Raw genomic sequence first — 13,256 nt, 5'->3', positions numbered from 1 at the left:
ACCCGCATAATCCATTGAAACCGTTGGGTTTCATGCGCCCGATTGCCAGGAACAAAAAACGCGACTTCTCATTTGGCTCTCTGGGAAAGATGGAGTTTTGACATGGACGATCAAACGACCAATATCGTCGTCGCCACTCGCACGGCACTCGACCAGGCCTCGGCGCTCGCGGTTCAATATGGATTTTCGCTACTCGGCGCGATCATTCTTCTGATCGGTGGCTGGCTTCTTGCGGGCATTATCAGCCGCTCGGCCTACCGCGTCATCTCGCGTATTCGCGGCATAGACGAAACGCTCGCGAGCTTCTTCCAGAATGTCCTGCACTACAGCTTGCTCATCCTTGTCTTCATCACCGTCCTTGGCCAGTTCGGCGTTCAGACCGCCTCCATCATTGCCGCTCTCGGTGCTGCCGGCCTGGCGATCGGCCTGGCATTGCAAGGCACGCTTCAAAATATCGCCGCCGGCATCATGCTGCTGATCCTGCGGCCATTCCGGGTCGGCGAATATATCGAGGCGGCGAACGTCAAAGGCTACATCAAGGAAATCGGGCTCTTCGCCACGGAGATGAGGACGGCGGACGGCCTCTATCTGATGGCACCGAACTCGACGCTCTGGAACACGCCCATTATCAACCACAGCCGCGAGCCGGACCGCCGCCAGCAATTGTCCGTTGCCATGGGTGAGAAAATTGACATCAATCTTGCCCGCAAAACGATCCTCGACATCCTGAAAGCGGATCAACGCATCAAGACCACACCGGCACCGAAGGTTTTTCTCGATGAACTGGCCGTCGATCAAGCCGTGCTCAACATCGAATATTGGGCGATCACCACGTCGTGGTCCGATGTCCGGCACGATGTGGTCTCGAAGCTCAAGGCCAGGCTTGCCGAGCCCGACATAACGATCAAATCACCAACGGAGGCGACAGGGCCTGCCGACTGAGGTCACTGCTCGAACGCTAAGCCTGCCGCCGGCAGGGAGTCGAACCAGCGGCAGGCTTCGCGAGGTCATGACACCTCGAGCAAGATCGATGTCCTGCCCGTTCTAAACTTCCGCGAGAGACATTTGTTCCCTGCCGCGATAGGAAAGGGCCGAATTAGAAACCCGTGAATCTACCATTTGATACGGTAGTCCAGCCGCACATTACCAGCCGGCGTCAAAGTCTGCGCATCGGCGAAGGAGGCCGAGAAATTGAGGTTCGGCGCCAAAGGCTGCCGAAACGAGACCGTGCTGGAAAAGACGCTGCCGACGTCCTTCAGATTGCCGATCGCAGATAGAGACGTCCCCGTCCACGGAACCGCAACAGTCACGGCTTGTGTCGCGGTAATGGAGTTTGCCGCATTCCGCGTGCCCGCATAATTTACGTTCAGCGACCTCGAAGTGCTCATGTCCAGGTTTTCCGACACCGTCCAGCTCCGCGAGCGTTCGAGGCAAAGCGTTCCGGTGCTGTTGAGCGCGTCGACCCTCAATGACACCTCTCGGCGCCATGTGGTCGAAAAGCGCTTGTGATCGTCGATTGCCGTACCCCATAGGGTTGCCAGGCTGCTGCTGCGCAGGATGGCGCCGGTGGCCGCGCTGCCAAGTCCGAGATCCATGCCAGCGCTGACATCCCAGGCCATCGGCAGCCGGAAACCGAGAGTGGTCTTGTATGTTCTGGGTGCGACCTTGACCGGCGACCAGATCATCAGATCGCTGGCTTTAGTGACCTGCGGCAAGCTGACACTCGCAAGAAGACCAAGAACGCCGCGAAGGACGCGTTTTGACTTGAAGCCCATGTTAAAGCCCGCATTCTCTATGCCCCCGACCTCGTAATTTTCAGGGCGCACCAAGGCAACAGCCGGGCACGGAAACACCCGCATTCCGGCTTCAGATTGATTTTGTTCGGTTAAGCGCCGGCAAAATTGCGGCACATCGGAGCCAAGACTAGCGGCATCCGGTTGAAGGGAATGACGCCACTTCCAATCAAGCAGCACCCTTCGTCTAAAAGAATCCCATCCAGGGCCACGCTTGTAAACCCCTTGACGTCACGTTTTTTGCTGCGTTGCACACATGTCGCACCTGCAACGCCGCAGCATGAAAGCGACATCACCGCAAACGGCCTGGAAAATCAGCCCTTGCCGGATAGCCAAGTCATCATTGAAGGATGATCACATTCTTGCGAGCGGCCGCGGCGCGAAGCATCGAACCGGTGGTTCACCCCGCCCGGAGCCCAGCCTTCGCCAGAATCGGAAGCACCCGATCGCAGAAATAGGGCAGTTCCTGCGTATAGTTGACGAAGGACAAGGCTATACCGGCATAGCCTTGCTCGGCAATGGCGATCATCTCTTCGGCAATGCGCTGCGGCGTGCCGATCAGCGGATAGCTGCCTGCTCCACCGGCAAAGCGCTGGCGGTAGCGGTCATAGGACTCGCGATCATGGGACTGCGAGAACTCCTTCTTGCCGGCCATGTGTTGATCGACGGCAGCCTGATCGGCCATAGTCACGGCATAACGGGTGTAATAGTCGTCTGCCTCCGTCTGTGTCTCGCGGCAGACGACGTGACAAACCGTATAAACGCCGACCTGCCTGCCTTTACCTTCCGCCCGTGCAGCGATATCAGTCACATGCTTTCCGGCGTCACCGATATCGGTGAAGGTGGTGAAGAGATAGTCGCAATGCGCCGCGGCAAAGTCTCGGCCGGGGCCGCCGAAGGCCGCATTCATCGTCACCGGCCGTGGCGCCTGCAGGCTAGCAGGGCGGCTGACAGCTTCTTTCAGATTGTAATAGGTGCCGGCATAATCGATGGGCTCATCAGTGGCATAGAGCCTTTCGACAATTTCGAGCCATTCAGCGGCCTGGTCGTAGCCCTTTTCGACCAGCGGCACGCCGAACATGCCGAATTCTTTCGGGTTCCAGCCGCAGACAATGTTCAGCCCCGCGCGCCCTTGGCTGATATGATCGACGGTCGCAAGCGACTTGGCAGCATAAAGGGGATGGACGAGCGGCACGTGCACCGTCATGAAAAGGCCGATCTGCTCGGTCGCGGCCGAGAGCGCAGCAGCCCAGGTGAAGGTCTCGAACGACCATTCACGCACGCGGTTCTTGCCGCCGAAACCGCGCCAGCGGGCAATCGGCAGAAAGAATTCGAGCCCCGCCCGATCGGCGATCTGTGCTGCGGTCAGATTATCCTGCCAGCCTGCCGTCCAGCGCTCCGGCACGTCGGTGATGGCAAGCCCACCATCCGCGTTGGTCGAGAAAACACCGAGCTTCAGCCGGTTCGGCCCCTTCAGCGGATGGGTCTTCATGGTGGCTTCCTCCCGAGTTCACCTCGCGTCTATCCTGCAAAATCCGCAGCGACCCGATAGGAATGTGTTAGCGTTGCCATGAAGAATTTCAAGCTTAAAATTTTTGGATCAGGCATAACAATCAACCGCGCGGCATAAGGCTCTCGCGTCTTGCCTGTTGCGACGCGATGCGCTTGTCACCTGCGAAAAACGGGCCGCCATGCCGATCCAGTTCGCTACGTGTGAGACCGCACAATGCCTCCACCTCTCCGGCTGAAGCACGCCCGAAGACATCGTCGAACCTATCGGCCAGGTCCCGATCCATCTCTCGAAGCAGGCGGGGAATCCATTTGCCCCTGCCCGACCATCTTCCTCGTCCCCGCAGCATAAGGTCGGCCAAAGGCTGATAGAGTTGCGCGGTAATCGCGCCTACCTCCGGAGCCGCCCGCTCCCCACGCAGATCATCGAGAAGGTCGGTGATTTGATATTTCAAAGCATTCAGCTTCTCACCTTCCAGCTTCGGTGGGCCGTTATGGAGGATGCCGGTAGCATAGTCCTTCCAGACCTGTCCCTTGTCAGGATTTGGCCCGAGAATCTGGCCTGTCGCAACCATATGAATGATAACGGGATAGCCACGCGCAATATCGCTCTCGAAAAACCAGCTGAGCGTCTCCGGGTCGTGAACAAACACTTCGAACGGAAAGTCGCCCTCGACAAAGGTCTCGCGCCAAGCGGTTTCGAGCTGATCAAAGACCACGACCAGATCGATGTCGGAGCCCTTTCTTCCCTCGCCTCGTATGATCGACCCTGAGACAAAGGCAAAGGAATAGCCCGGAAAACGGCTGGCGAGAACCGGGCGTGTCGCCTGCATCGCCGTTTCGAATATGCTCATTTCGCTCTCCAAACATCAATTATCTTGCGGGTTCGATATGCCCGCCAGGGTGCGAGCAGACAGGAACCGGCTAGGCACGCTGAACGGCACTTCGCCGCCGCCATAATTGGCCGACAGTTGGCTGCAATGCTACGAGGCCAAAGGCAATTCAAAGCTTCGCTTCAGCGTTTCCATTGGCACATCGGTCTTGACGTTCAATACGCTCGGGATGCGCGTCAAGTGGTCAGCCTGAAACCGCCAATAGCTGTGCAGATCAGTCGTGACGATGCGCAGGACGGCATCGCATTCGCCCGTCGTCAGATAACATTCCATGACTTCAGGAAACCGCCTGACCGCCTCCGCAAATTGGAGGGTGACTTGCGCATCCTGCGTCTTGAACCAGACGCGGGCGAACACGGTGAGGCCCGCACCCACCTTTGCCGGGTCGAGAACGGCCACATAGCGATCGATGATGCCTGCATCCTCCAGCAATCGCACGCGGCGAAGACAGGGTGACGGCGAGAGCCCCACTTCCCTCGCGAGGTCCACATTGGAAATGCGTCCGTCGCGCTGCAGCACCCTGAGGATACGCCGGTCGATCTCGTCCAAAGTCGTTGACACAACATAGCTCCTACTGCCGATTGAGTGGCATAATATGCCAAACTCTCTCGTATTATTGAACTCTTCGCAAGCTCATTGCGCGAGGATTGGCCTATCGTTCCAGCCGTCAACATGGAGACGGAAGCAGATGTCGAAAAAGCTCAAGAAAGTCGTGCTCGCCTATTCGGGAGGACTGGACACATCCATCATCCTGAAATGGCTGCAGCAAACCTACGGCTGCGAAGTCGTGACCTTTACCGCCAACCTTGGCCAGGGCGAGGAGCTTGAGCCCGCCCGCCGAAAGGCCGAGCAATTGGGCGCGACAGATATCAGGATCGAGGATGTCCGCGAGGAATTCGTTCGGGATTTCGTTTTCCCGATGTTCCGGGCAAACGCGCTTTATGAGGGGCAATATCTCCTCGGCTCCTCCATCGCCCGCCCCCTGATCGCCAAGCATCTCATCAATATCGCACGCGAGGTGGGTGCCGATGCCATTGCCCACGGCTCCACAGGCAAGGGCAATGATCAGGTGCGTTTCGAACTGGCGGCCAATGCGCTCGATCCATCGATCAAGATCATCGCGCCATGGCGCGAGTGGGCCTTCCAATCGCGCACTCAGCTGATCGAATATGCCGAAGCGCATCAAATTCCCGTGCCGAAGGATAAGCGCGGCGAGGCTCCTTTTTCGACCGACGCGAATCTCCTGCACACCTCCACCGAAGGCAAGGTCCTGGAAGACCCGGCTGAAATCGCGCCATCCTATATCTATCAGCGCACCGTCGATCCTCTGGAGGCACCAAACGAGCCGGAAATCGTCGTCATCGGCTTTGAAAAGGGCGATGCGGTCTCCGTGAACGGCGAAGCAATGGCACCAGCGGCACTGCTGACAAAGCTCAATGAATTGGGCGGCAGGCATGGGATCGGCAGGATCGATCTCGTCGAAAACCGTTTCGTCGGGATGAAATCGCGTGGCGTTTACGAAACTCCGGGTGGCACGATCCTGCTCGCCGCCCATCGCGGGATCGAATCCATCACGCTCGACCGCGCCGCTGCACATTTGAAGGACGAGATCATGCCCCGCTACGCCGCGCTGATCTACAACGGCTTTTGGTATTCGCCCGAGCGGGAAATGTTGCAGGCATTGATCGATCGGAGCCAAATCCATGTCAGCGGCGAAGTGACACTCAGGCTCTACAAGGGTTCAGCCAGCGTGATCGCGCGCATCTCGCCAGCCTCGCTCTATTCGACCGACCTCGTCACCTTCGAGGAAAGCTCCGGAGCGTACGACCACCATGACGCCGAGGGCTTCATCAAACTCAATGGCCTGCGCCTCAAGAGCTGGGCAATGCGAAACGCCAGGATGGCCACATCTGCTATTGACCTCGACTGCGCTTGAGGTTGCAGAGTGGCTGTCTTAACGAGATCCATCCGCAATGAAGATATTGAAAGACGAGGATTTATGCCCTGCCGCAGTCATGCGTGGGGCAATCGATGCCCTGGAAGCAGCCTTCCGGGCCAAGGCCGCCGGCAAGCTGGTGTCCCCACCCCGCCATCACGTCTCCTTTCCCGCTCGTGGAGACATCGTGTTTACCGTCGGCGGCATCGATGGCGAGCGGCCGCTTGCCGGCTTTCGCGCCTACGAGACCTTTGCCGGCGAACAGCATTCACAAATCGTCGCTGTTTGGCGTGCTGACACCGCCGAACTGCAGGGGATCATCCTGGGCGAACGGCTCGGCGAGATCAGGACAGGGGCAATAGGAGGCATAGCTATCCGTCACCTCAGCGCTGTGACCGCCCGCACGGTCGGCATCATTGGCAGCGGTGCGCAGGCGCGAACGCAGCTCATTGCCGCTGCCGCCGTTCGCGACATAGGCTCTGCCCGCGTCTTTAGCCGAAACCCAAGAAACTGCGCCGCCTTCGCTGAGGAGATGCAATTGCAACTCGGCATTGCCGTTGAACCGGTTTCAAGTGCCGCAGAAGCGGTGGCCGATGCCGATATCGTGTTATGCGCAACAAGCAGCGACATGCCGGTGATCGATGCTTCGGATTTAAAAGCCGGCGTCCACATCAATACGATCGGCCCAAAGACGCTCAAGGGACATGAACTCGGCCTGGACGTCGCGAACATGGCCAGCATCATCGCCACGGATTCTCCTGAGCAAACGCGCGCCTATGCGTCCCCATTTTTCCTTTCCGAAACCATACACGACGAGCGAATGCTCGACCTTGCAGCCATAGTCGCCGGCCATGCTGCCGGCAGAACATCTCCTCTCGACACCACGCTCTTCTGTTCGGTCGGCCTCGCGGGCACGGAAGTCGTCGTAGCATCGGCCATATTCGACATGATCTGACATCGGCTCGGAAATCGCGCGGCTGAGCCTCGAAACGCCTCAGCCGTCCCAGCCAACAATCGTCAACCTCGGCCAGACTGCAATCCAGCGATTGACTTTCTGCTCGTAGATCGCCTGCGTGATCTGCTTCTTATTGGGGCGCACGACGCCATTCAGCAGATCGGAAAGACCGAACGGAGCACAATAATCCAGACGACCGTGACTATTGGAGCGCAATCCCACGGCGGTTGCCGTAGTCGGAAAAGTGGTGATGGCGTCCAGGGTCGATTTGTAAGGCGGGATCCGGTATCCGAACTTCGCTTCGTACCAGCAATGAACCCGGGCTTCGTTCTTCACATCGATCCAGACCGGCAAATCGGGAAACATCGCGCGGACCCGTGCGGCATGACTGGCCTCCGCTTGTTCAGAGAGATCATCGGCATCGAAATAAACGATGTCGAGGTCATTGATCCCATGAGACAGGGGCAGCCCGAAGGCATGATTCCAAACGGTCTGGGCAATGGCTCCCGCCACCAGCCAGCAATCTGGCAGCGCAATCTCATCCCAGCGCCGGAGAAGCGAGATGAGCAATGGACTTCTGAAGACTATATCCTCTAGTTCCGTCTGTTCGCTTGTCGTCATTGCCCCCACCCGACCGGAAACGACCTTGCGGCCATGGTGTATGGCCTTGCCTCCCTGTATTTAAGCACGATTCTCGGCCTCGAATGTAGACAAGGCTAGCGTATCAGCGCTGTCTGCATGCGCTGTCATTTGCAAGCCGTAGCAGGTGGCCCGGTTCGCCATGCGAACTCAAAAGAGCGATAGGCACTTGTGGTCCATGCAGATTAATTTCGGAGGATCATTGCGGCGTCACCTCGCTCAACAGCCAGTCCTGGAACAATGTCGCCGTCTCGTTCGTCTGCTTCTTTTCCGGCATGACCACGTAATAGCTGTTCTCGGTCGGCATCGGCAGATTAAACAGCGGCAGAAGCGTGCCGGCCTTGAGCTCGTCCTCGATCAGATAGGTCGGCAGGAGCGCCACACCCAGCCCGGCAATAGCGGCTGCGATGATCATGGAAAACTGGTCAAAGCGCGCACCGGGATAGGCATTCTCCGTCGGCAGCTCCTGCAGGTCGAACCACTGCGCCCAGAGCTTCGGACGCGTCGTCAGGTGCAGCAGTGGCGCTCCTGCCAACTCGTCCGGCGAGATCAGACCCAGCCGACCGGCAAGCTCGCGGCTGGCAACGGGCAGCACGGTCTCATTGCAAAGAAAAGTCGCGACGGCTCCCGCCCATGCCGGCAGGCCGTAGTGAATGGCAAGATCGAAATTATCCTCCTCAAAATTGAAGGGCTTGGAGCGCGATTCCACTGTGACGGCGACATCGCGATGTTTATCAAGAAATCGGCCGAGGCGCGGCACGAGCCAGCGTGTGCCGAAGGTCGGCAAGGTCGCGACCTTCAGAGATAATTTCATCTGGCCGGCGGCGACGGCGCCGATCATCAGCCGCTCCGAACGCAGGAGCAGATCCTTCACCTCCGGCAACAGCCGAAGTCCGGCCTCGGACAGCACGACGCGTTGGCGGACACGCTCGAACAGCTTCAGGCCCGTCTGCTGCTCGAGATCGCTGATCTGGCGACTGACGGCGCTTTGCGTCAGATTGAGTTCTTCGGCGGCACGCGAGAAATTCTGATGGCGCGCCGCGCATTCAAATGCCTGAAGATTGACGATGTCAGGGATGAGGCGTCGGCGCATAGTCATTCCATTTTCGCATCAAGTTAGAATTCACTCTCACAACACCGGCCGCTGAACAAGAGATATTCTGCTGGATAGGAATGACATAGCCTTTCAGGAAGAGATCGCACATGAAGCCTGATCACATCTCGACCAGCGATATTCGCAGCGCTTTTTCGGCCGCCATGTCGGCAATGTATCGCGAAGAGGTTCCCGCCTACGGCACGCTCATGGAGCTGGTCGCTCGCGTCAACGACGAAACGTTGGCGACACAGCCCAAGCTGAAGGAGCGGCTGGAGGCGACGGATTATCTCGATCGCATCTCCGAGGAACGTCACGGCGCCATCCGGCTCGGCACCGCAGCCGAGCTTGCGATGATGGCGCGCGTCTTTGCCGTCATGGGCATGTATCCGGTCGGCTATTACGATCTGTCGACCGCCGGCGTGCCGGTTCATTCGACCGCCTTCCGGCCGATCGGCGACGCCGAATTGAAGCGCAATCCCTTCCGCGTCTTCACCTCACTGCTGCGGCTCGATCTCATCGCCGATGAGGATCTTCGCAAGGCGGCCGCAGACATTCTCGCGAAGCGCCGTATCTTCACGGAAGGCGCCATCGCGCTCACCGAAAAGGCCGAGCGCGAAGGTGGCCTGAACAAGGAGGACGCCCGGCGCTTCGTCGACGAGGTTTTGGAGACCTTCCGCTGGCATGACGAGGCCAATGTCGATGCCGGCATGTATCATCGGCTTCATGACGCCCATCGTCTGATTGCCGATGTCGTGTCGTTCAAAGGCCCGCACATCAATCATCTGACCCCCCGCACGCTGGATATCGACCGGGTGCAGGCGCTGATGCCCGACTATGACATTGCACCGAAAGCCGTTGTCGAGGGACCACCGACGCGCATCTGCCCGATCCTGCTGCGCCAGACCTCGTTCAAGGCGCTCGAGGAACCTGTCTCATTCCGCAATGCCGACGGCATCTGGGAAGCAGGCTCGCACACCGCCCGCTTCGGAGAGATCGAGCAACGCGGCATTGCGCTGACGCCGAAGGGCCGCGCGCTTTACGACAAGCTGTTAGACGACTCCCGCAAGATCGTACGTCCGGCAGCCGATGGATCGAACGCCCGCGATTATGAAGCCGCACTTGCCGAGAGCTTTGCCGAATTCCCGGATGACTGGGCGGCAATCCGCGCCGAAGGCCTCGGCTATTTCACCTATTCGCTGACGGCCAAGGGCAAGACCGCCGCAACGAGCCACGGGGATATCGAAGCACTGATCGACCAGGGCTTCGTGCAGTTTGATCCGATCGTCTATGAGGATTTTCTTCCCGTCAGCGCCGCCGGCATCTTCCAGTCCAATCTCGGCGATGGCGCGCGGCAGGACTTCGTTGCCAGCCCGAACCAGCAACGCTTCGAAGCCGATCTCGGCATGAAGGTGCTGAACGAATTCGACCATTACGCCGGCATCGAACAGGCATCGATCGATGCTTGCCTACGAGCCCTTTCCAAACAAGACGCCGCCGAGTGAAGTGATGCGGCGATATCGCCGCGCGCCACCCGGATCAAGACAAGTGGAGTTTCACAAGATGAATATCGCAGCCAAGACCCCTTCCGTTGCAGCCGAAGCTGCCGCCATTCTCGAAAAGCTCGGCGTCGACAAGGCGCTTTATACTGAGGGCGACATGCCCTCCTACTCCCCGGTCACCGGCGAGAAGATCGGCAGCCTCAAGACCGTTTCGGCCGAGGAAGCGGCGAAGAAAATCGAGAAGGCGCATGCCGCATTCCGCGCCTGGCGCCTTGTTCCGGCACCGAAGCGCGGCGAACTGGTGCGTCTGCTCGGCGAAGAGCTGCGCGCCGCCAAGGACGATCTCGGTCGTCTGGTTTCCATCGAAGCCGGCAAGATCCGCTCCGAAGGCCTCGGCGAAGTGCAGGAAATGATCGACATCTGCGACTTCGCCGTCGGCCTTTCCCGCCAGCTGTACGGCCTGACGATTGCGACGGAACGTCCGGGCCATCGCATGATGGAAACCTGGCATCCGCTTGGCGTCGTCGGCATCATCTCCGCCTTCAACTTCCCGGTCGCGGTCTGGTCGTGGAACGCGGCGCTGGCACTGATCTGCGGCGACGCCGTCGTCTGGAAACCCTCGGAAAAGACGCCGCTGACCGCTCTTGCCTCGCAGGCGATCCTTGATCACGCGCTCGCCCGCTTCGGCGACGCGCCGGAAGGCTTGTCGCAAGTGCTGATCGGCGATCGCGCGATCGGCGAAGTCCTCGTCGATCATCCGAAGGTGCCGCTCGTTTCCGCAACCGGCTCGACCCGCATGGGCCGTGAAGTCGGGCCGCGGCTTGCCAAGCGCTTTGCCCGCGCCATTCTCGAACTCGGCGGCAACAATGCCGGCATCGTCTGCCCGTCGGCCGATCTCGACATGGCACTGCGCGCCATCGCTTTCGGCGCCATGGGCACGGCCGGCCAGCGCTGCACGACCCTGCGCCGTCTCTTCGTCCACAAAAGCGTCTACGATCAGCTCGTTCCGCGGTTGAAGAAGGCCTATCAGAGTGTCTCGGTCGGCGATCCTCTACACTCCTCCGCTCTCGTCGGCCCGCTGATCGACAAGGCCGCATTCGACAACATGCAGAAGGCGATTGCCGAGGCGAAGGCTCATGGCGGCTCCGTCACTGGTGGCGAGCGCGTCGATGTCGGCCATGCCGATGGCTACTACGCAAAGCCGGCGCTGGTGGAAATGCCGAAGCAGGCAGGCCCGGTCATGGAAGAAACCTTCGCACCCATCCTCTATGTCATGCCCTATGACGATTTCGACGCTGTCATCGATGAGCACAATGCCGTTGCTGCCGGTCTGTCGTCGTCGATCTTCACGCGCGACATGCAGGAATCCGAGCGCTTCCTCGCAGCTGACGGCTCCGATTGCGGCATCGCCAACGTCAATATCGGCACCTCTGGCGCTGAAATCGGCGGCGCATTCGGCGGCGAGAAGGAAACCGGCGGCGGCCGCGAATCCGGCTCGGACGCCTGGAAGGCCTATATGCGCCGGGCGACCAACACGGTGAACTACTCCAAGGCCCTGCCGCTGGCGCAGGGTGTCTCCTTCGACATCGAGTAGTTCCATGACGATCGCCACGAAAATCGAAGAGGCGGGCTTCAAGCCCGCTTCGAGGATCGCCTCCATCGGCGTTTCCACCATTCTTCAGATCGGTGCGCGCGCCAATGCGATGAAGCGGGAAGGCTTGCCTGTCATCATTCTCGGTGCAGGCGAACCGGATTTCGACACGCCCGACAATGTCAAGGAAGCCGCCAAGGCCGCCATCGATCGTGGCGAAACGAAATATACCGCGCTCGACGGCACGCCGGAGCTGAAGAAGGCGATTGCCGGGAAGTTTCAGCGTGAGAACGGCATCGACTACGCACTCGATGAAATTACCGTGGCGACGGGTGCCAAGCAGATCCTGTTCAACGCCTTCATGACGTCGATCAATCCGGGCGATGAAGTCATCATCCCGACGCCCTATTGGACCTCCTATTCCGATATCGTCGAGATCTGCGGCGGCGTGCCGGTTCTGATCCCCTGCGATGCCAAGGCCGGTTTTCGCCTGAGGGCCGATCAGCTCGAACAAGCGATCACGCCCAAGACGCGCTGGCTGCTGCTCAACTCGCCGTCCAATCCATCAGGTGCGGCTTATTCCGAGGGCGATTATCGGCCGCTGATCGAGGTGCTGCAGCGCCATCCGCATGTCTGGCTGATGGTCGACGATATGTATGAGCATATCGTCTATGAGGGCTTTCATTTCACCACGCCTGTCGCCCTCGAGCCGAGCCTCAAAAGCCGGACGTTGACGGTCAACGGCGTTTCCAAAGCCTATGCCATGACCGGCTGGCGCATCGGCTATGCCGGTGGTCCGAGGGACCTCATCAAGGCCATGGCCGTTATCCAGAGCCAGGCGACCTCCTGCCCTTCCTCCGTCAGCCAGGCGGCGGCCGTTGCCGCGCTCAATGGCCCGCAGGATTTTCTCGAGGGCCGCAAGGCAAGCTTCCAGCGACGGCGCGATCTGGTGGTCAACAGGCTGAACGCCATCGATGGCCTGGATTGCCTTAAGCCGGAAGGTGCCTTCTACACATTCTCGGGCTGCGCCGGCGTGCTTGGAACGACGACACCGTCCGGAAAGAAGATCGAGACGGATGCGGATTTTTGCGCCTATCTCCTCGACGAAGCGCATGTCGCCGTCGTGCCCGGCTCAGCCTTCGGATTGTCGCCCTATTTCCGCATTTCCTATGCGACATCGGAAGCCGATCTCATCGAAGCCCTTGATCGCATCGAAAGGGCCTGCGCGGCGCTCCGGCGCTAGAGCAACTGCGGCCGACGCACAAAACGGCTATCCATCCGGAACTGCGTGAAAACAAAGAGATAGAGCATTCCCGTAATTCTGTTTAAAAGCGGGAGTGCTCCA

At 59.4% G+C, this 13,256-nt stretch carries 12 protein-coding genes; 6 read left to right on the top strand and 6 right to left on the bottom strand.

The window, feature by feature from the left end:
* Nucleotides 1-102: 102 nt before the first annotated feature.
* Nucleotides 103-942: a mechanosensitive ion channel family protein gene (locus tag FBZ99_RS17180; protein ID WP_145634105.1), complete on the top strand. Its 840-nt coding sequence runs from the start codon at nt 103-105 to the stop codon at nt 940-942.
* A gap of 170 nt (nt 943-1,112) precedes the next feature.
* On the opposite strand, the gene FBZ99_RS17175 is transcribed toward FBZ99_RS17180, so the two are convergent.
* The 4 genes from FBZ99_RS17175 to FBZ99_RS17160 all read right to left on the bottom strand — a co-directional run bounded on the left by FBZ99_RS17175 (nt 1,113) and on the right by FBZ99_RS17160 (nt 4,756).
* A complete protein-coding gene (locus FBZ99_RS17175; RefSeq protein WP_233788584.1) occupies nt 1,113-1,859 on the bottom strand; it encodes a hypothetical protein in 747 nt (248 codons plus the stop codon).
* Nucleotides 1,860-2,193: 334 nt separating this feature from the next.
* Nucleotides 2,194-3,285: an LLM class flavin-dependent oxidoreductase gene (locus FBZ99_RS17170; RefSeq protein ID WP_113353705.1), complete on the bottom strand. Its 1,092-nt coding sequence runs from the start codon at nt 3,283-3,285 to the stop codon at nt 2,194-2,196.
* 121 nt (nt 3,286-3,406) lie between these two features.
* Nucleotides 3,407-4,156 carry a nucleotidyltransferase domain-containing protein gene (locus tag FBZ99_RS17165; protein WP_113353704.1) on the bottom strand — a complete coding sequence of 250 codons (750 nt, stop codon included), beginning with the start codon at nt 4,154-4,156 and terminating at the stop codon, nt 3,407-3,409.
* A gap of 129 nt (nt 4,157-4,285) precedes the next feature.
* On the bottom strand, nt 4,286-4,756 hold the full coding sequence (locus tag FBZ99_RS17160; protein ID WP_113353703.1) for an Lrp/AsnC family transcriptional regulator: 471 nt from the start codon (nt 4,754-4,756) through the stop codon (nt 4,286-4,288).
* Nucleotides 4,757-4,883: 127 nt separating this feature from the next.
* On the opposite strand from FBZ99_RS17160, the gene FBZ99_RS17155 reads away from it, so the two are divergent.
* The gene (locus tag FBZ99_RS17155) at nt 4,884-6,131 is read left to right on the top strand and encodes an argininosuccinate synthase (protein ID WP_113353702.1); all 1,248 of its coding nucleotides are present in this window, start codon (nt 4,884-4,886) and stop codon (nt 6,129-6,131) included.
* A gap of 37 nt (nt 6,132-6,168) precedes the next feature.
* Complete coding sequence (locus FBZ99_RS17150; RefSeq protein WP_145634102.1) at nt 6,169-7,086, top strand: ornithine cyclodeaminase family protein; 918 nt, start codon at nt 6,169-6,171, stop codon at nt 7,084-7,086.
* A 39-nt stretch (nt 7,087-7,125) separates the two neighbouring features.
* Here FBZ99_RS17150 and FBZ99_RS17145 read toward each other — a convergent pair whose 3' ends face one another.
* Together FBZ99_RS17145 and FBZ99_RS17140 are read right to left on the bottom strand one after the other, a co-directional pair.
* Entirely contained in the window at nt 7,126-7,707 is a 582-nt protein-coding gene (locus tag FBZ99_RS17145; protein ID WP_113353700.1) for a nucleotidyltransferase family protein, read from the bottom strand.
* 217 nt (nt 7,708-7,924) lie between these two features.
* Nucleotides 7,925-8,824: a LysR family transcriptional regulator gene (locus FBZ99_RS17140; protein ID WP_113353699.1), complete on the bottom strand. Its 900-nt coding sequence runs from the start codon at nt 8,822-8,824 to the stop codon at nt 7,925-7,927.
* 104 nt (nt 8,825-8,928) lie between these two features.
* On the opposite strand from FBZ99_RS17140, the gene hglS reads away from it, so the two are divergent.
* Genes hglS through FBZ99_RS17125 form a run of 3 tightly spaced genes read left to right on the top strand, consistent with a single transcriptional unit; the run spans nt 8,929 to nt 13,154 of the window.
* Entirely contained in the window at nt 8,929-10,323 is a 1,395-nt protein-coding gene (gene hglS / locus FBZ99_RS17135) for a 2-oxoadipate dioxygenase/decarboxylase HglS (RefSeq protein WP_113353698.1), read from the top strand.
* Nucleotides 10,324-10,381: 58 nt separating this feature from the next.
* On the top strand, nt 10,382-11,914 hold the full coding sequence (gene amaB, locus FBZ99_RS17130; protein WP_113353697.1) for an L-piperidine-6-carboxylate dehydrogenase: 1,533 nt from the start codon (nt 10,382-10,384) through the stop codon (nt 11,912-11,914).
* Between the two features lie 4 nt (nt 11,915-11,918).
* Complete coding sequence (locus FBZ99_RS17125; RefSeq protein ID WP_113353696.1) at nt 11,919-13,154, top strand: pyridoxal phosphate-dependent aminotransferase; 1,236 nt, start codon at nt 11,919-11,921, stop codon at nt 13,152-13,154.
* The last annotated feature ends 102 nt before the right edge of the window (nt 13,155-13,256 follow it).

The organism is Rhizobium sp. ERR 1071 (genome assembly GCF_007828675.1).
Lineage (GTDB): Bacteria > Pseudomonadota > Alphaproteobacteria > Rhizobiales > Rhizobiaceae > Rhizobium > Rhizobium dioscoreae.
This window is presented reverse-complemented; position numbering and strand designations above follow the sequence as displayed.